General features: G+C 60.0%; 15 protein-coding genes. 9 read left to right on the forward strand and 6 right to left on the reverse strand.

Features of this window, described 5'->3' with window-relative positions:
* Positions 1-287 precede the first annotated feature (287 nt).
* Positions 288-1,076: a 3'(2'),5'-bisphosphate nucleotidase CysQ gene (gene cysQ, locus ACQZ5F_RS00790; protein WP_225339271.1), complete on the reverse strand. Its 789-nt coding sequence runs from the start codon at positions 1,074-1,076 to the stop codon at positions 288-290.
* A 333-nt stretch (positions 1,077-1,409) separates the two neighbouring features.
* Here cysQ and ACQZ5F_RS00795 point away from each other — a divergent pair, with 333 nt between their 5' ends.
* The 7 genes from ACQZ5F_RS00795 to ACQZ5F_RS00825 all read left to right on the forward strand — a co-directional run bounded on the left by ACQZ5F_RS00795 (position 1,410) and on the right by ACQZ5F_RS00825 (position 7,941).
* The gene (locus tag ACQZ5F_RS00795; RefSeq protein ID WP_046797796.1) at positions 1,410-2,312 is read left to right on the forward strand and encodes a branched-chain amino acid ABC transporter permease; all 903 of its coding nucleotides are present in this window, start codon (positions 1,410-1,412) and stop codon (positions 2,310-2,312) included.
* A 4-nt stretch (positions 2,313-2,316) separates the two neighbouring features.
* On the forward strand, positions 2,317-3,714 hold the full coding sequence (gene livM / locus ACQZ5F_RS00800; RefSeq protein WP_046797797.1) for a high-affinity branched-chain amino acid ABC transporter permease LivM: 1,398 nt from the start codon (positions 2,317-2,319) through the stop codon (positions 3,712-3,714).
* Complete coding sequence (locus ACQZ5F_RS00805) at positions 3,714-4,604, forward strand: ABC transporter ATP-binding protein (RefSeq protein WP_052818227.1); 891 nt, start codon at positions 3,714-3,716, stop codon at positions 4,602-4,604. Before livM ends, ACQZ5F_RS00805 begins: the two co-directional genes overlap by 1 nt.
* Positions 4,604-5,332 carry an ABC transporter ATP-binding protein gene (locus tag ACQZ5F_RS00810; RefSeq protein ID WP_046797799.1) on the forward strand — a complete coding sequence of 243 codons (729 nt, stop codon included), beginning with the start codon at positions 4,604-4,606 and terminating at the stop codon, positions 5,330-5,332. Before ACQZ5F_RS00805 ends, ACQZ5F_RS00810 begins: the two co-directional genes overlap by 1 nt.
* A gap of 170 nt (positions 5,333-5,502) precedes the next feature.
* Positions 5,503-5,856 carry a DUF6867 family protein gene (locus tag ACQZ5F_RS00815; RefSeq protein ID WP_046797800.1) on the forward strand — a complete coding sequence of 118 codons (354 nt, stop codon included), beginning with the start codon at positions 5,503-5,505 and terminating at the stop codon, positions 5,854-5,856.
* Positions 5,857-5,973: 117 nt separating this feature from the next.
* Positions 5,974-7,092, forward strand: coding sequence for a branched-chain amino acid ABC transporter substrate-binding protein (locus tag ACQZ5F_RS00820; protein WP_046797801.1), 1,119 nt, complete (start codon positions 5,974-5,976; stop codon positions 7,090-7,092).
* Positions 7,093-7,224: 132 nt separating this feature from the next.
* On the forward strand, positions 7,225-7,941 hold the full coding sequence (locus ACQZ5F_RS00825; RefSeq protein ID WP_225339269.1) for a polysaccharide deacetylase family protein: 717 nt from the start codon (positions 7,225-7,227) through the stop codon (positions 7,939-7,941).
* Between the two features lie 29 nt (positions 7,942-7,970).
* On the opposite strand, the gene ACQZ5F_RS00830 is transcribed toward ACQZ5F_RS00825, so the two are convergent.
* From ACQZ5F_RS00830 to ACQZ5F_RS00850, 5 genes are all read right to left on the reverse strand, one after another.
* Complete coding sequence (locus ACQZ5F_RS00830) at positions 7,971-8,495, reverse strand: AAA family ATPase (RefSeq protein ID WP_225339268.1); 525 nt, start codon at positions 8,493-8,495, stop codon at positions 7,971-7,973.
* Positions 8,496-8,773: 278 nt separating this feature from the next.
* Positions 8,774-9,703, reverse strand: coding sequence for a response regulator (locus ACQZ5F_RS00835; RefSeq protein WP_225339267.1), 930 nt, complete (start codon positions 9,701-9,703; stop codon positions 8,774-8,776).
* A complete protein-coding gene (locus ACQZ5F_RS00840) occupies positions 9,700-13,095 on the reverse strand; it encodes a hybrid sensor histidine kinase/response regulator (RefSeq protein WP_225339266.1) in 3,396 nt (1,131 codons plus the stop codon). The genes ACQZ5F_RS00835 and ACQZ5F_RS00840 overlap by 4 nt, the downstream gene beginning before the upstream one ends.
* Before the next feature lie 31 nt (positions 13,096-13,126).
* On the reverse strand, positions 13,127-13,897 hold the full coding sequence (locus ACQZ5F_RS00845) for an SDR family oxidoreductase (protein ID WP_225339265.1): 771 nt from the start codon (positions 13,895-13,897) through the stop codon (positions 13,127-13,129).
* Between the two features lie 219 nt (positions 13,898-14,116).
* Entirely contained in the window at positions 14,117-15,151 is a 1,035-nt protein-coding gene (locus ACQZ5F_RS00850) for a glutamine synthetase beta-grasp domain-containing protein (RefSeq protein WP_046798392.1), read from the reverse strand.
* A gap of 480 nt (positions 15,152-15,631) precedes the next feature.
* Here ACQZ5F_RS00850 and ACQZ5F_RS00855 point away from each other — a divergent pair, with 480 nt between their 5' ends.
* Positions 15,632-15,838 (forward strand): DUF2735 domain-containing protein, encoded by a 207-nt coding sequence (locus ACQZ5F_RS00855; RefSeq protein WP_046797807.1) that lies wholly within the window; start codon positions 15,632-15,634, stop codon positions 15,836-15,838.
* Between the two features lie 346 nt (positions 15,839-16,184).
* A complete protein-coding gene (gene urtA / locus ACQZ5F_RS00860) occupies positions 16,185-17,474 on the forward strand; it encodes an urea ABC transporter substrate-binding protein (RefSeq protein WP_003520618.1) in 1,290 nt (429 codons plus the stop codon).
* Positions 17,475-17,519 lie beyond the last annotated feature (45 nt).

The following is a 17,519-nucleotide window of genomic DNA, read 5'->3' on the forward strand; positions in this document are numbered from 1 at the left end:
CTCGATGAGGTTCTAGCCGAATTATCCCGCCCCGCTCGGGCTGCGGGCAAACCCCCTCTGCCCTGCCGGGCATCTCCCCCTCAAGGGGGGAGATCGGCAGGAGGCGCTGCCACCACTTCATTCGCAAACGTTGAGATGGGCGAAACCCGCCCGCGAGTCGATCTCCCCCCTTGAGGGGGAGATGCCCGGCAGGGCAGAGGGGGGTGAACCACGCACGCCGAAGCGAACAAAGCAGAAATCTGATGCCGCTGTTGCGACAGCCCCCTAGAGACGGCGTGTTCTGGCGGTTACCCCGCGACTTCCGCCGCCACCGCCCCTTCGGCAATAAAATCCGGATTGGCCAGCGCATCCTCGCCATCACCCCTCACCGCATAGGCGAGCAGCTGGCCTTCGCAATCGAGCGTCCGGCCGCCTGCGGCACGCAGCACGGCGTCGCCGGCGGCCGTGTCCCATATCATGGTGCGGCTGAAGCGGGGATAGATATCGGCGGCCCCTTCCGCCAGCATGCAGAATTTCAGTGAGGAGCCGACGGAAATGCAGTCTTTCAGCCCGTGTTCGGCCACGAAAGCTTCCGTCTTCGCCGTGCAATGCGAGCGGCTGATCAGCGCCACGGGCGAAGCGCCGCGCTGGCGCGCGCGGATGGGGTGGCGGGAAAGGATTGCTCCCTCGCCGGAAATGGCGAGCTTTTCGGCCTTGTTGCCTTCGCCAGTCCATGCCTGCCCGCGACAGGGTGCGTAAACCACGCCCGCAACCGGAGCGCCGTTGCGGATAAGCGCGATATTGACGGTGAAATCGTCCTTGCCGGAAATGAATTCCTTGGTTCCGTCAAGCGGATCGACCAGGAAGAATTCCTTGCCCGTTTCCGGCAGAATTCCGTTTGAGACAGCCTCTTCGGCGATCACGGGAATGTCGGGAAAATGAGCGGCCAGCGCCGCAAGAATAATTGTTTCGGCGCGTTGATCGGCCTCGGTCACCGGCGAGCAGTCATCCTTATAAGACACATGCGGGCCGGCGCGATGGACCGCCATGATTGCCTGCCCGGCGTCCAGCGCCGCTTTCGTCAATATGTCGATCATCTCTTTGCCGTTGCCATCCCGTGCCGGGATCTTTCGATCCCCAATGTCGCTACTCCTTTGCCCGTCGCCCGTCAAATAATGGCGGTAGACAAGACTAAAATAAGCATTCCAGCGTCATTTTTTCAGCACTTCCTGCCGAAATCATGGCTCTTTTGACCGGGAAACGGGCAGATGGTGTGGAAATTCCAAATTTTGTGCAGGATCGCCTGTTTTTGACTTCACATTTTTAGCGAACACGATATGCATTTTGGGAGTGGGGATGCCCGCAGGGGCTCCCCCTATAATTAACATAACGAGGCGTGGCCCATTTGAGGCCATACCCGGGGGAAAGACATGGAGTATTTTATCCAGCAGCTCATCAACGGGCTGACTCTTGGATCGATCTATGGCCTCATCGCTATCGGCTATACGATGGTTTACGGCATTATCGGCATGATCAACTTCGCTCATGGCGATATTTTCATGCTTGGCGGCTTCGCCGCGCTGATCGTTTTTTTGATTGCAACATCGTTTTTCGCCGGCATTCCGGTGGCGCTTCTTCTGCTTCTGATGATGGTCGTCGCCATGCTGATGACCGGCCTGTGGAACTGGGTCATCGAGCGCGTCGCCTACCGGCCTCTGCGCGGCTCATTCCGGCTTGCACCGCTGATCACCGCCATCGGCATGTCGATCGCGCTGTCCAACTTCATCCAGGTCACCCAGGGCCCGCGTAACAAGCCGATCCCGTCCATGGTGACGGAAAGCTATCATTTCGGCGCCATCACCGTATCGCTGAAACAGCTGATCATCATGGTCGTTACCTCGGTGCTGCTGTTCGCCTTCTGGTACATCGTCAACAAGACCCCGCTCGGCCGGGCGCAGCGCGCCACCGAACAGGACCGCAAGATGGCTGCCCTGCTCGGCGTTGATGTCGACAAGACGATCTCCATCACCTTCATCATGGGTGCGGCGCTGGCTGCTGTCGCCGGTACGATGTATCTGATGTATTATGGCGTGGCTTCGTTCAGCGACGGCTTCGTTCCCGGCGTCAAGGCCTTCACCGCGGCCGTTCTCGGCGGCATCGGCTCGCTTCCGGGCGCCGTTCTCGGCGGCCTTTTGATCGGTCTCATCGAATCGCTGTGGTCGGCCTATTTCTCCATCGCCTACAAGGATGTCGCGGCATTCGGCATCCTGGCTTTCGTGCTGATCTTCAAGCCGACCGGTATTCTCGGTCGTCCGGAAGTCGAGAAGGTGTGATCCCATGACCAATATCGCTTCCGAAAATGCCGCTTCCAGCCCGAGCCTGATGGCAACGGCGGTGAAGGAGGGGCTGATTGCCGGCGTCGTCTCGTTCGGCATGTTCATTCTCTACATCGGCATCATCACCTATCAGGATATCAACAACCAGCTGATCTGGGGCACCCGCTGGGGGCTGCTGGCGATCTTCGTCGCCGTCGCCGCCATTGGCCGTTTCCTCGTGGTCGGCTTCTTCAAGCCGTCGATGGATCGCCGCAGGCTTGCCAAGGCAAAAACCGGCATTCTGGAAATCTCCGAGGACAAGGGCTTTTTCCATAAGCACTTCCTCAAGCTGGCGCTGGTTCTGCTGCTGCTTTACCCTGTTATCGCCGTGCAATTGTTCGGTTTTCAGGGTTCGCTGAAATTCGTCGACAATTTCGGCATCCAGATCCTCATCTACGTGATGCTGGCCTGGGGTCTCAACATCGTCGTCGGGCTGGCCGGCCTGCTCGATCTCGGCTACGTGGCCTTTTATGCGGTTGGCGCTTATTCCTATGCGCTGCTGTCCAGCCAGTTCGGCCTGTCCTTCTGGGTGCTTCTGCCGCTTGCCGGCATTCTTGCCGGCTTCTGGGGCATCATCCTCGGTTTCCCGGTTCTGAGACTTCGCGGCGACTATCTGGCGATCGTCACGCTCGCCTTTGGTGAAATCATCCGTCTCGTGTTGCTGAACTGGACAGATGTGACCAAGGGCACCTTCGGTATTTCCGGCATCGCCAAGGCTTCCGTCTTCGGCATCTGGTCCTTTGATGTCGGTGCGCCGAACAACTTCGCCAAGGCGTTTGGCCTGTCGATGTCATCGGCCTATTACAAGATCTTCCTGTTCTATGTGATCCTGCTTCTGTGCATGCTGACGGCCTACGTCACGATCAAGCTGCGTCGCATGCCGATCGGCCGCGCCTGGGAAGCGCTGCGTGAGGACGAAATCGCCTGCCGTTCACTCGGCATCGATACCGTCATCACCAAGCTCACCGCCTTTGCGACGGGCGCGATGTTCGGCGGTTTTGCCGGCTCGTTCTTCGCCGCGCGTCAGGGTTTCGTGTCGCCGGAAAGCTTCGTGTTCCTCGAATCCGCCGTCATCCTCGCCATCGTCGTGCTTGGCGGCATGGGCTCGCTGACCGGCATCGCCATTGCCGCCCTCGTCATGGTCGGCGGCACGGAGCTTCTGCGTGAAATGGAATTCCTGAAGCACATCTTCGGGCCTGATTTCACGCCGGAACTCTATCGTATGCTGCTGTTCGGCCTCGCCATGGTCATCGTCATGCTGTTCAAGCCGCGCGGCTTCGTCGGCTCGCGTGAACCCACGGCCTTCCTCAAGGAGCGCAAGGCCGTGTCCGGCAGCTTTACCAAGGAAGGTCACGGTTGATGGCTTCCGGAACGATGAACATGACATCCAATGCGACTGGCAATACGACTGGCGACACGATCCTCAAGGTCGAACATCTCTCGATGAAGTTCGGCGGCCTGATGGCCATCAACGACTTCTCCTTCGAGGCGAAGCGCGGTGAGATCACCGCGCTGATCGGCCCCAACGGCGCTGGAAAGACCACGGTTTTCAACTGCATCACCGGTTTCTACAAGCCGACGATGGGCATGATCACCATGCGCCAGCAAAGTGGCGAGGCGCATCTTCTCGAGCGCCTGCCGGATTTCGAAATCACCAAGAAGGCGAAGGTGGCGCGCACCTTCCAGAACATCCGCCTGTTTTCGGGCCTCACGGTTCTGGAAAACCTGCTGGTGGCGCAGCACAATGCGCTGATGAAGGCCTCGGGTTACACCATTCTCGGTCTCCTCGGCCTGCCTGCCTATAAGAGGGCGGTTGCAAGCTCGATCGAGAAAGCCAAATACTGGCTGGAAAAGGCCGATCTGATCGACCGCGCCGACGACCCGGCCGGTGATCTGCCCTATGGCGCGCAGCGCCGTCTGGAAATCGCCCGCGCCATGTGCACGGGGCCGGAGCTTCTGTGCCTCGATGAGCCGGCCGCCGGTCTCAACCCGAAGGAATCGCTGGCGCTCAATGCGCTCTTGCGCGGCATCCGCGATGAAGGCACGTCGCTGCTCCTCATCGAGCACGACATGTCCGTTGTGATGCAGATTTCCGACCATGTGGTGGTTCTGGAATATGGCCAGAAGATTTCCGACGGCACGCCGGACCATGTGAAGAACGACCCGAAGGTCATCGCCGCCTATCTGGGTGTCGAGGATGATGAAGTGGAAGACGTGATTGCGGAAGAACTCGACGGAGGAGCGGCCTGATGTCCGGTGAACCGCTTCTGAAAGTCCAGGGTGTCGAAACCTATTATGGCAATATCCGCGCTCTGGCCGGTGTCGATGTCGAGGTCAACAAGGGTGAAATCGTCAGCCTGATCGGCGCCAATGGCGCCGGCAAGTCGACGCTGATGATGACCATCTGCGGCAGCCCGCAGGCGCGTGCCGGCCAGGTGATCTTCGACGGCGAAGACATTACCCAGCTGCCGACGCATCTCATCGCCCGCAAGCGCATTGCCCAGTCGCCCGAAGGTCGCCGGATTTTCCCGCGCATGACGGTGCTGGAAAACCTGCAGATGGGCGCCAATCTCGATAACCTCAAATATTTCAAGGAAGACGTCGAGAAAATCTTCGTGATGTTCCCGCGCCTGAAGGAACGCCAGAGCCAGCGGGGCGGCACGCTTTCCGGCGGCGAGCAGCAGATGCTGTCCATCGGCCGCGCGTTGATGGCACGGCCGAAGCTCTTGCTGCTCGACGAACCGTCGCTCGGTCTCGCGCCGCTGATCGTCAAGGGCATCTTCGAGGCGATCAAGAAACTCAACCAGGAGGAAGGGTTGACCGTCTTCCTGGTGGAGCAGAACGCCTTTGCCGCGCTGAAGCTTTCCGACCGCGCTTATGTGATGGTCAACGGCAAGGTGACGATGAGCGGTTCGGGCAAGGAACTGCTGGCCGATCCGCAGGTGCGCGCCGCTTATCTGGAAGGCGGACGGCACTGAAAGATTTTACTTGCGCCGCAAATTTTGCGGCGCAAAACTGCAAACGGTGTTCAGCCGCTGCCTTCGTGCAACGGCTGCACACAAAACAATAAAATGCCCACCGGCAAAACGGCGGGACGACAGATAAGGCAGGGTCTGGGCATTTTCGCCCGGCACTGATGGGGAAAGAGATGCAGGGCCTTTTTTTCGAAACCGATAACGGCGTGCGTTATGTTCTGCGCGCACTGGTTGTCCTCTTGGGTTTCTGGACGGCATGGCGCACGGGCAAGTCCGTCGCCGATGGCTGGGGCGATTATACGCGTGTGGTGATCTATACGCTGGCATTGGGGCTGGTGATGCGCTTCCTGCATCACGCGCTCTTCAACGGGCCGTTCATCAACGGCTTTTATTACGTGTTTGACGTCGTTCTTCTTCTGGTCTTTTCCAGCATCGGTTTCCGCATGCGCCGGACAAGCCAGATGGTCAATAACTACTATTGGCTTTACGATCGTACGTCGGCATTTTCCTACAAGAAGAAAGATTGACAGGCGGATTTTTCCGGCTGCACAATGCTCGTCAGAGTGGAACGGTTTCTGTTCGGTTAAGGTGGGTACCGAACAGGTCCTTGCAATCAACCCATCCAAGGAACTGGGAGTAAAGTAATGAAGAAGTCTCTTCTTTCCGCTGTCGCGCTGACCGCCATGGTCGCCTTCGGCGGTTCGGCCTGGGCCGATGTCGTGATCGCTGTCGGCGCACCGCTGACCGGCCCGAACGCTGCTTTTGGCGCTCAGATCCAGAAGGGTGCCGAACAGGCTGCGAAAGACATCAATGCCGCCGGTGGCATCAATGGCGAGCAGATCAAGATCGTGCTGGGCGATGACGTATCCGACCCGAAGCAGGGTATTTCGGTTGCCAATAAATTCGTTGCCGACGGCGTGAAATTCGTCATCGGTCACTTCAACTCCGGCGTTTCCATTCCGGCTTCCGAAGTTTATGCCGAAAACGGCATTCTCGAAGTGACGCCGGCTGCAACCAACCCGGTCTTTACCGAGCGCGGCCTGTGGAACACCTTCCGCACCTGCGGTCGTGACGACCAGCAGGGCGGCATTGCCGGTAAATATCTTGCCGACCACTTCAAGGACGCCAAGATCGCCGTCATTCACGACAAGACCCCCTATGGTCAGGGCCTTGCCGATGAAACCAAGAAGGCAGCCAATGCGGCCGGCCTGACGGAAGTCATGTATGAAGGCGTCAATGTCGGCGACAAGGACTTCTCGGCGCTGATCTCCAAGATGAAGGAAGCCGGCGTTACGGTCATCTACTGGGGTGGCCTGCACACCGAAGCCGGTCTGATCATCCGCCAGGCGGCCGATCAGGGCCTGAAGGCGAAGCTGATTTCGGGTGACGGCATCGTTTCGAACGAACTGGCGTCCATCGCCGGTGACGCTGTCGAAGGCACGCTCAACACCTTCGGTCCCGATCCGACGCTGCGCCCGGAAAACAAGGAGCTGGTCGAGAAGTTCAAGGCCGCCGGCTTCAACCCCGAAGCCTACACGCTCTACTCCTATGCAGCCCTGCAGTCGATCGCAGGCGCGGCAAAGGCCGCCGGTTCCGTCGAGCCGGAAAAGGTTGCCGAAGCTCTGAAGAAGGGTACCTTCCCGACTGCACTCGGCGACATCTCCTTCGATGAAAAGGGCGACCCGAAGCTTCCCGGCTACGTCATGTACGAGTGGAAGAAGGGTCCGGACGGCAAGTTCACCTACATCCAGCAGGGCAGCTAAGCCTTTCTGCGATACACGATCGAAGCCCGGCAGCGATGCCGGGCTTTTTGTTTTGCTGCTTCTGCCTGCCACACTGGAGACAACAAGGCGGGAAACAAAAGCCTCTCACGAAAACTGCAATGGGGGGTGGCAATGACGATAAAGCGGGCCTTGTTTCTGTTCCTTGTTCTTGCCGTGCTGGCGGGGGGGCTTCTCGGCCTGCACGCCTTCAGCAAATCCCGCACGACACAACTCTTCGGGACCATCATCGCAAGGGTCGAAACGGAGAAGCCCGTCGTGGCGCTGACATTCGACGATGGACCTTCGGCGCGCTTCACGGAGAGTGTTTTGACGACCCTCAGGGAGCGCGGGGTGAAAGCGACTTTTTTCCTGACGGGTAAGGAAACCGAGGAAAACCTGCCGCAGGCGCGGATGATCGTGGGCGCGGGGCATCAGCTCGGCAATCACAGCTATGCGCATTCGAACATGATGCTGATGGGACCGGCGCGGATCAGGGAGGAAATTGAGCGTACCGACGTGGCCATTCGGGCCGCGGGCTACGGAGGCGAGATCATGTTCCGGCCGCCCTATGGCAAGAAGCTGCTGGCCTTGCCCTGGTATCTTTCCCGGCATGAGCGGAAAACCATCATGTGGGATGTTGAGCCGGAATCGTTTCCTGATGTCGCCGGGGATACGGCTGCCTTTGCAAAACACGTTATCGAGCAAACGAAAAACGGCTCGATCATCATCATGCATGTCATGTATCGAAGCCGCGAGATATCCCGGCAGGCCTTGCCCTTGATCATCGACGGTCTGCGTCAACGCGGGTTTGAGTTCGTCACCGTTTCGCAATTGCTGGACAGTCGCTGAGGCCGGTTCAGCTGCCTGCGGGGTGCCGTTCAACCGATCCGCGTCAAGATAAAGTCTGCACGTTCTTCGATGCCTGATTTCGGGAGCACGACGGTGTCGTAGCCAAGCGCGTCATAATCGCGGAGCAGACGCTCGTATTCCTCGACCGCCGCATCGAAATCGTGCTTGCGTTCGCTGTCGCCCCTGTAGATTTCCGGCCATGGCGGGGTGAAGAAGACCAGACGGTTATACCGGTGTGCATCCCGCAGCGTCTCGATGAAGGCATCGCCATTTATGTGTCGAAGCGCTGAGGCGGCGTCGATGAGGCCGCGATCGAAGAAGATGGGGCCTTCCGGCGAGGCCTTTTGTCGGTCTTCGAGCGCCATGGCGATGGCGCGGCGGGCGAAGGCCTCCATGTCGATCCATGGCAGGGCGGTGCCGTTGTTACGGGTTTCTTCGATGACGATGCGGCGGCCCGGTTCCTCGACGGTGGCGAAACCGCGTCGGGCAAGTTCGCCCAGAAGCGTGGATTTTCCGCCGCCGGAGCAGCCGGAAAGGATGATGAAACGGTCCATGGGTGTTTGTTCCTGTTGGGTCAGCGGATCGGACTGTGATTTTGGGTGATGGGTCGCCGCGAGTTTCTTCTCCCCGAGGGGGAGAAGGTGGCCCGAAGGGTCGGATGAGGGGGAAACGTCGCCGGATTTGCGGAGAGCTTGCCCCCTCATCCCGCTGCCGCGGACTTCTCCCCCTCGGGGAGAAGAAACAAGGGGCCGCCGCTCGACGAATGAGCGGACGTTGCGCGCTCAAGCGGAAAATATATGCCGGACGAACCTTAGCATATTAACGGCAGTCGTCACCCCTGATGTAATATATGCGCCGCCTTCACAGCCGCCGAGGCGCGGTTTTCCACGCCGAGCTTCACATAGATCTGTTCCAGATGCTTGTTCACGGTTCTCGCGGAAAGGCCGAGAATATCGCCGATATCGCGGTTGGATTTGCCCTTGGCGATCCACAGCAGCACTTCCGATTCCCGTGTTGTCAGGGCGAAATGGCTTTTCAGCAGATGGTCGTCGGATTTCTCGTTGGCGGCGGTCAGGCGGAAGAGATATTCGTCCGGTCCCATCGCGCCGAGGAAGGAGAGTTGCAGGGCTGGCCTGCCGGCCTCGGTGATCGTCAGCGGCGTGTCGCGGGCGGCATCCACCGTCGCCCTGTCCGAAAGCCAGCCGGAAATATGGGCAACGACGATCTCCAGCCCGTCATCGCGGCCGGTGGCGGCGTTGACGAGCCTTGTCGCCTGCGGTGTGGACCAGTGGATGGCGCCATTGGCGCGCACGGCGAGCAGGTGGCGACCGGCGGCATCGAGCGCCACGCGGGCGCTTTGGGCCGAGCGGGCATTGGAAAGGTGCACGCGGATGCGGGCGCGCAGCTCGTCTATATTGATCGGCTTGGTCAGATAATCGACGCCGCCGGATTCGAGCGCCCGCACCACATGTTCTGTCTCGGTCAGCCCGGTCATGAAGATGACAGGCACCTGCGCCACCGCCGCATTGGCCTTCAGGCGGCGGCAGGTCTCGAAACCGTCCATAACAGGCATGACGGCGTCGAGCAGGATGATATCGGGCGTAATGCGTTCGGCAATGTTGAGGGCTGCCTGGCCGGAGGTGGCGATGAGGGCGGAAAAGCCGGACTGTTCCAGCGCGTCGGTGAGGAACCCAAGCGCTTCCGGGCTGTCATCCACCAGCAATACGATGTCTCTCGGGGCTGCCGCCGCCTGACCGCTCATGTCGTGCCGTCCCCCGTGTCACTATCCGCAAACCGTTTGAGAAAATGCGCGTAACCGGCCAGATCGAAGGCCTGCACATAGGTGCCGAGCTCCTGCGTGAAGGGCAGGTTATCCGTGTTGCGGGCAAGATCGGCGAGTTTCGCCTCTATGCCGCGTATGTAGCCTATTTCACCGAGCCGCTGCAAATCCTTGATATGAATTGCGCCGGGATGGATGATCTGCGCCGGGGGCTGCTGTGCGGGTGCCGGTGGCAGGTCGGTATCGTAAATCCATTTGAGGCCTAGATGCACGGCGAGCCTGTCGCACAGGTGGCGGATATCGACCGGTTTGGCGATGGCATCGTTGTGATTGTCTTCTCCCGCACCCGCCACGGTTCCGTCGCCGATATTGGCCGAGAGCATGATGAGCGGGGCGGTCTGCCCGGCTTCCCGCAGTTTCGTCACAAGCTGCCAGCCGGTCATGCCGGGCATGGAAATATCGATGAGGAAGAGGTCGGGCTTCACGCCTTCGATCAGCGTCAGGCATTCCGGCCCGCTTTGCGCCGTCAGCACCACGAAATCGAGCGGTGAGAGCACCTGCCGCATCAACTCGCGGTGGTCCTCATTGTCATCGACCACGACGATGGTGCGGCGCGGGCCGGAATAGGAGCGGATGGTCTTTTCCGGCGCCGGCGCCGTGCTTGGCCGGTGCACGGCAGACAGCATGAGGCGGACGCGGAAGGTGGAGCCATTGTCCTTTTCGCTGGAAACGGAGATTTCGCCGCCCAGCGTATTGGTGAGAAGCCTCGTAATGGTGAGGCCGAGGCCGAGGCCGGGCATGGGGCGCACGCTTTCCGCCTCACCGCGCTGGAAGGGTTCGTAGATGCGGGCGAGGTCCTTTTGTGCGATGCCGCGGCCGGTATCGGAGACCGTGAAGCTCGCCACCTGGCTGCGATAACCGACATCGAAGGTGACGGCGCCCTCATCGGTGAATTTGATGGCGTTGGAGATGAGGTTGACGAGAATCTGGCGCAGCCGCTTTTCATCGGTGCGGACATATTGCGGCAAAGCGGGGGAGCGGTCGTGCCGGAATTCCAGCCCCTTGGCCTGCGCCTGCGGGCGGAACATATCGACGATCTGGTCCAGGAAATCCTGAATATTGATCTCGTTGGAATAGACCTGCAGGCGGCCCGCCTCGATCTTGGAAATATCGAGAAGCCCGTCGATCAGGCCCGACAGGTGATCGGCCGAGCGGCGGATGACCTTGATGGCCGATTGCCGGGGCGGGGGGATGGTGTCGTCGCGTTCGAGGATCTGGGCATAACCCAAAACGGCATTGAGCGGCGTGCGCAATTCATGGCTGAGGCCCACCACATAACGGCTCTTGGCGCGGTTGGCGGCCTCAGCGGTTTCCTTGGCGTCCTGAAGGGCGGCGTCGGTCTTCTTGTGGGCGGCGATTTCCTTCAGCAGCAACGTGTTCTGGCGCGAGGATTCCTCTTCCGCCACCACCCGGCTGTCATGGGCAAGCACGAGGAACCAGCAGACGATGCCGGCAATGACGGCGAAGACGAAAAACACGATGAGGATGGTGCGGTTCACCACATCGGCCGTTTCCGGCGAGGCGGTGCCGACCTGATGGGCGATCATCGCCAATATGCCGCCGATGGCGGTGACGGCAATCGCCGCCGCCATGCCGTAGCGTCCGAGCCGGGTGGCGAGTTTGGCCACCAGCTGATCCGGCAGGAAGGATTTCGCGACGGTCGCCACCTGATAGTTGAGCTTCGCCTTCGGCTTGCACATGTCATGGCAGCGGCTGTCCAGCGAGCAGCAGAGCGAACAGATCGGTGCGGCATAGGCGGGACACCATGCCATGTCTTCCGGCTCGAAAGGGTGCTCGCAGATGGAGCAGGTGATGGTGCTTTCTTCGCGCCATTTCTGGCGCGGCTTGCGGGCGAGATAAAATTTGCCCTTCGTGCCCCAGGCAATCAGCGGCGAAGCGATGAAAGCGACGATCAGCGTCAGATAGGGCGCGAGCGATGCGGCGAGCGGTCCGAAGGCGCCAAAATGCGCCATCAGCGCAATGGTGGCCGAAAGCGCCATGGAGCCGACGCCGACGGGATTGATGTCGTAGAGGTGGGCGCGCTTGAATTCGATGCCCGGCGGGGCAAGGCCGAGCGGTTTGTTGATGAAGAGATCGGCTGAGATGGTGCAGAGCCACGCCATGGCGATGATGGAGAAGATGCCGAGCGTTTCTTCCAGCAGCCGGTAAATGCCGAGTTCCATCAGAAGCAGCGCGATCGCCACGTTGAAGACCAGCCAGACGACGCGGCCGGGGTGGCTGTGGGTGAGACGCGAGAAAAAGTTCGACCAGGCGAGCGAACCCGCATAGGCATTCATGACATTGATCTTCAGCTGTGAGACGACGACGAAAGCAACCATCAGCAGCATGGCGGCGGTTTCGTTGGGGATCATGTAACCGAAGGCGGTGAGATACATCTGGGCCGGATCGGCGGCGCGATCCACCGAGACGCCGGAGCTGAAGGTGAGCACCACGAGAAAGGAACCGGCGAGCAGCTTCGGCACGCCGACGACGACCCAGCCGGCGCCGGCCAGGAAGACGGCAATGCGGTGGCGAAGGCGGCTCTGGCCCTCGGCAGGCAGGAAGCGCAGGAAGTCCACCTGCTCGCCGATCTGTGACATCAATGCAAGGATGACGGCCGAGGCCGCGCCGAATTCCACGAGGTTGAAATCCGCCACCGTGCCCGGTGGACCGGAAGCGTGGTGAATGCCGGAAAAGGCCCGCCAGAGATCGTATTTTTCCCAGTCCATCAAGGCGATGAAGATGAAGGGCAGGACGTTCAGCACGATCCAGAAGGGCTGGGTGATGATCTGGAAGCGGCTGATGAGCCGCACGCCATGGGTGACGAGCGGAATGACCATGACGGCCGAGATGATATAGCCGATCCACAGCGGAATGCCGAGCGCCAGTTCCAGCGCGCCGGACATGATCGACGCCTCGATGGCGAAGAGCATGAAGGTGAAGGCGGCGTAGATCAGCGAGGTGATGGTGGAGCCGATATAACCGAAGCTCGCGCCGCGCGTCAGAAGATCGATGTCGACACCGTGGCGGATGGCGTAACGGCTGATCGGCAGGCCGACGGCCAGCATGGCGATGGCGGCGACGAGGATGGCGTAAAAGGCGTTGGTGGTGCCGTAGGAAAGCGTGATCGCCCCGCCGATGGCTTCCAGCGCCAGAAAGGAAATCGCGCCGATGGCGGTGTGGGAAATGCGGTTTGAGGAAAATTGCCGGGCGCTTTTGGCGGTGAAGCGCAGCGCATAATCTTCCAGCGTCTGGTTGGCGACCCAGCGGTTATATTCGCGCCTGACGGGGATGATGCGTTGCCGTGCGGCCATGCCTATCGAGCGCCTTTCCGCAACGGGCCTCTCACAGCCGCACCGACATGCCGCCATCCACCGTCAGCACATGGCCGTTGACGAAGGAGGCCGCATCGCTTGCCAGAAACAGGGCAGCACCGGCGATTTCATCCGGCCGGCCCCAGCGCTCCAGCGGCACCCGCAGCTTGGCGAAGGCCACCATCTCAGGATTTTCGGCAAGGGCGGCGTTGGTTTCGGTGGCGAACATGCCCGGCGCTATCGCGTTGCTGGTGATGCCGCGCGCGCCATATTCCACGGCTATCGCGCGCATCAGCCCGGTCAGCCCCTGTTTGGCGACGGGATAGATCGCATCCCCCGGCCGGACGATATGGCCGAGAATGGAGGTGATGGTGATGATGCGGCCGTAACCATTGGCGTTCATGGCCTCTGCCGCATCGCGCGACAGCGAGATGGAAGAGGTGAGATCGGTGCGGATCAGCTCCAGCACGTCTTCGTCGGTAAATTCGGCAAGCGGGCGGCGGTCACGCGCGCCGACATTGTTGACGAGGATATCGAGATGGCCGGTTTCGTCCATGATACGGCGGACAAGGGCGCTGCCGGCTGCGGTGTCGGCAATATCGAAGGCGGCGTAATCGGCTTTTCCGCCGGCCTTGCGCAGCACATCTGCCGCCTGCTCCAGCGTTTCGGCGTTGCGGCCGGTCAGCCAGACATGGGCGCCCGCTTCGGCGAAGGCGCTGGCAATTTCAAAACCGAGGCCGCGGCCGCTGCCGGTGATGATGGCCGTGCGGTTTTCGAGAGAGAATTTCTGGAGAATGCCCATCGCTCACCTTTTTTGCTTCAGAGCATCGGACCGAAAACGATGTCGCGATTTTCGGAAGATCCGAGGCTGTTTGTCAAAGCCACGCAGCTTGTTTGAGCTGGCGTAGGGGAAGACTATGCCGTCTGCGGCGTTCCGTGAAAGGTCGCCAGTCCGGCCTGGCCGTTCGGTGGACACAAAAATGGCGTCGCCCGGCTCAGGGCGACGCCATGTCTTGGCTTATCAGGCAGCAGCCGACTTTGCGAGCGGCACTTCCGCGATCGTCTGCAGAACGACGGAAGCGATCTGGTATGGGCAGCCTTGAGAGTTCGGACGACGGTCTTCGAGGTAACCACGGTAACCGTTGTTGACGAAGGAATGCGGAACGCGGATCGAGGCGCCACGGTCTGCCACGCCATAGGAGAACTTGTTCCACGGAGCGGTTTCGTGCTTGCCGGTCAGGCGCAGATGGTTGTCCGGGCCGTAAACGTCGATGTGTTCCTGCCAGTTCTTGGCAAAAGCGGCCATGAGGGCTTCGAAATAGTCCTTGCCGCCAACTTCGCGCATGAACTTGGTGGAGAAGTTGCAATGCATGCCCGAACCGTTCCAGTCGGTATCGCCGAGCGGCTTGCAATGGAATTCAACGTCGATGCCGTACTGTTCGCAAAGGCGCAGCAGCAGGTAACGGGCGATCCAGATCTGGTCGGCGGCGCGCTTGGAGCCCTTGCCGAAGACCTGGAATTCCCACTGGCCCTTGGCCACTTCGGCGTTGATGCCTTCGTGGTTAATGCCGGCTTCGAGGCAGAGGTCGAGGTGCTCTTCAACGATTTCACGGGCAACCGAACCGACATTCTTGAAGCCGACGCCGGTGTAATAAGGACCCTGCGGAGCCGGGTAACCCTGTTCCGGGAAGCCGAGCGGGCGGCCGTCCTGGTAGAAGAAATATTCCTGTTCGAAACCGAACCATGCATCCTCGTCCTCGAGGATGGTGGCGCGGCTGTTGGAGGCGTGCGGGGTAACGCCATCGGGCATCATGACTTCGCACATGACGAGCGCACCGTTGGTACGGGCCGGGTCGGGGTAGATCGCAACGGGCTTCAGCACGCAATCCGACGAATGGCCTTCAGCCTGCTGGGTGGACGAACCATCGAAACCCCAAAGTGGCAGCTGCTCGAGTGTCGGGAATTCGTCGAATTCCTTGACCTGTGTCTTGCCGCGCAGGTTGGCGACCGGCTTGTATCCATCCAGCCAGATGTACTCGAGTTTGAACTTAGTCATTACGAACCTCTCATAGGTAAAGATGCGAAGCCTTGAGGCTTCCGTGGCTTTCGCCGCCGGAAGCGCTTTCGCGTTCAAGGGCTGACCCCATAGATGCATGCCGCGTGCCAGATTGGCGATGTTTAGCAGATTCTTCGAAAAATCTTTCAGAGGCTCTGGAGCGCAAGGGCTGCGATATTGCGGGAACCTGTTCCTGCTGCGCCGCAGAAGGCAAATTCGCCCCTCATGTTTCGTCATTGAATCCTGATAGATAGCCGGCGTCCTGGCAGAGAATGCCCTGTTGCGGTGCAATGATTTCAATTGCGCGCGACGGATCGGCATTTGCCCCAAAAACTGGCGCTTCCGGAATGGTTTTTCTTGCTGATTGGTCGCTTAGTGCCTATATTTTTCGCAACGTGATTTTTTTTTAATCAAACGGAGCGAATCCGGCCTTTGCGGGTTTGCTTCAGACAAAAAGTGCCTCGATGCAAACAAAGTGAGATGATCGAAATGGCAACTGGCATTCATCGCGAGACGGCAACGATCTATCAATTCCCGGTCGGCGGGCGCGCGGGCCTTTCCAGGTTCGGCAACAGCGGACTTAGCGAGCTTGAGCGTCAGGCGCGGGAGCCGCATGTGGATTTCGGTTCCTGGTATCATGATGAAGCGATCCGGGATGAAGAGCGGGGCGATAAGCCGCATTCCTGATGTGAGACGACGGTGCGGCGCATTTCTTCTCCCCGTGGGGGAGAAGGTGGCCCGAAGGGTCGGATGAGGGGGCAAGCTCTCCTGATATCTCGACCCTCGCCCCCTCATCCCGCTGCCGCGGACTTCTCCCCGGCGGGGAGAAGAAACAAGTTTAAGCCGCCCATTCCACATGGGGCCCCTTTACTCGTATCTGCCCTTAAAACCTCCCCCCTGCACCTTTCGCCACCCCGCCTACGTCAATTGACGTATACGGTTTCGCGTTCGCGAGATCGATAGTCCCTCCCAGCAGCGGCCGCAGATGCCGCTGAGCCTTGATAAGAGGCCAACAAGGAGAGGGGTTCTTCCGATGATATTCCGCAAGACGCTTAGTGCTGCGCTGCTTGGCGCGATCCTGTCCACCACCGCCTTCCATGGCGCTTTTGCCGCTGACGACACCATCAAGGTCGGTGTGCTGCATTCGCTGTCCGGCACCATGGCGATTTCAGAGACGACGCTGAAGGACGCCATGCTGATGCTCATCGACGAGCAGAACAAGAAGGGCGGCGTGCTCGGCAAGAAACTCGAAGCCGTGGTGGTCGATCCGGCTTCCGACTGGCCGCTATTTGCCGAAAAGGCCCGCCAGCTGATTTCGCAGGACAAGGTCGCGGCCGTTTTCGGCTGCTGGACGTCTTCCTCGCGCAAGTCGGTTCTGCCGGTCTTCGAGGAACTGAATTCGATCCTGTTCTACCCGGTTCAGTATGAGGGTGAAGAATCCTCGCGCAATATCTTCTATACCGGTGCGGCGCCGAACCAGCAGGCCATTCCGGCCGTCGATTATCTCGCCAGCACCGAAGGTGTGGAGCGCTGGGTTCTGGCCGGCACGGACTATGTCTATCCGCAGACCACCAACAAGATCCTGAAGGCCTACCTGATGTCGAAGGGCGTCAAGGAAGAGGACATCATGATCAACTACACGCCGTTCGGTCATTCCGACTGGCAGACGATCGTCTCCGACATCAAGAAATTCGGCTCGGCCGGCAAGAAGACCGCCGTGGTCTCCACCATCAACGGCGATGCCAACGTGCCTTTCTACAAGGAACTGGCAAACCAGGGCATCAAGGCTGAAGACATTCCCGTCGTCGCCTTCTCGGTCGGTGAAGAAGAACTTGCCGGTCTCGACACCGCACCGCTGGTCGGCCACCTTGCCGCCTGGAACTACTTCCAGTCCGTCGATGCGCCTGTTAATGCCGAATTCATCAAGACCTGGCACGCCTTTACCAAGAACGACAAGCGCGTGACCAACGACCCGATGGAAGCCGCCTATATCGGCTTCAACGCCTGGGTAAAGGCCGTCGAATCCGCCGGCACGACGGATACGGACAAGGTTCTCGACTCGATTATCGGTGTTTCCGTGCCGAACCTTTCGGGCGGTTACTCCACCGTCATGCCGAACCACCACATCACCAAGCCGGTGCTGATCGGCGAAATCCAGGCCGATGGGCAGTTTGAGATCGTGCAGCAGACTCCACAGGTCGTGGGTGACGAGTGGTCGGATTATCTGCCGGACTCGAAGGATCTGATCTCGGATTGGCGGAAGCCGATGTCTTGCGGCAACTTCAATGTGGCCAGTGGGAAGTGCGGCGGCAAGGGTAGCTGATTAGCGAGGTGGGTGCCGCTCCCGTTGTTGGGGGCGGTGCTTCAA

The sequence above is a fragment of the Agrobacterium sp. 22-210-1 genome, from assembly GCF_053522525.1.

Excerpts from the sequence above, each read along its gene's own strand:
- urtA (WP_003520618.1), top strand. The coding sequence starts at position 16,185 with ATGATATTCCGCAAGACGCTTAGTGCTGCGCTGCTTGGCGCGATCCTG.
- ACQZ5F_RS00815 (WP_046797800.1), top strand. The coding sequence starts at position 5,503 with ATGCAGGGCCTTTTTTTCGAAACCGATAACGGCGTGCGTTATGTTCTG.
- ACQZ5F_RS00820 (WP_046797801.1), top strand. The coding sequence starts at position 5,974 with ATGAAGAAGTCTCTTCTTTCCGCTGTCGCGCTGACCGCCATGGTCGCC.
- cysQ (WP_225339271.1), bottom strand. The coding sequence starts at position 1,076 with ATGATCGACATATTGACGAAAGCGGCGCTGGACGCCGGGCAGGCAATC.
- ACQZ5F_RS00835 (WP_225339267.1), bottom strand. The coding sequence starts at position 9,703 with ATGAGCGGTCAGGCGGCGGCAGCCCCGAGAGACATCGTATTGCTGGTG.
- ACQZ5F_RS00805 (WP_052818227.1), top strand. The coding sequence starts at position 3,714 with ATGGCTTCCGGAACGATGAACATGACATCCAATGCGACTGGCAATACG.
- ACQZ5F_RS00850 (WP_046798392.1), bottom strand. The coding sequence starts at position 15,151 with ATGACTAAGTTCAAACTCGAGTACATCTGGCTGGATGGATACAAGCCG.
- ACQZ5F_RS00840 (WP_225339266.1), bottom strand. The coding sequence starts at position 13,095 with ATGGCCGCACGGCAACGCATCATCCCCGTCAGGCGCGAATATAACCGC.
- ACQZ5F_RS00825 (WP_225339269.1), top strand. The coding sequence starts at position 7,225 with ATGACGATAAAGCGGGCCTTGTTTCTGTTCCTTGTTCTTGCCGTGCTG.
- ACQZ5F_RS00855 (WP_046797807.1), top strand. The coding sequence starts at position 15,632 with ATGATCGAAATGGCAACTGGCATTCATCGCGAGACGGCAACGATCTAT.
- livM (WP_046797797.1), top strand. The coding sequence starts at position 2,317 with ATGACCAATATCGCTTCCGAAAATGCCGCTTCCAGCCCGAGCCTGATG.
- ACQZ5F_RS00830 (WP_225339268.1), bottom strand. The coding sequence starts at position 8,495 with ATGGACCGTTTCATCATCCTTTCCGGCTGCTCCGGCGGCGGAAAATCC.
- ACQZ5F_RS00795 (WP_046797796.1), top strand. The coding sequence starts at position 1,410 with ATGGAGTATTTTATCCAGCAGCTCATCAACGGGCTGACTCTTGGATCG.
- ACQZ5F_RS00810 (WP_046797799.1), top strand. The coding sequence starts at position 4,604 with ATGTCCGGTGAACCGCTTCTGAAAGTCCAGGGTGTCGAAACCTATTAT.
- ACQZ5F_RS00845 (WP_225339265.1), bottom strand. The coding sequence starts at position 13,897 with ATGGGCATTCTCCAGAAATTCTCTCTCGAAAACCGCACGGCCATCATC.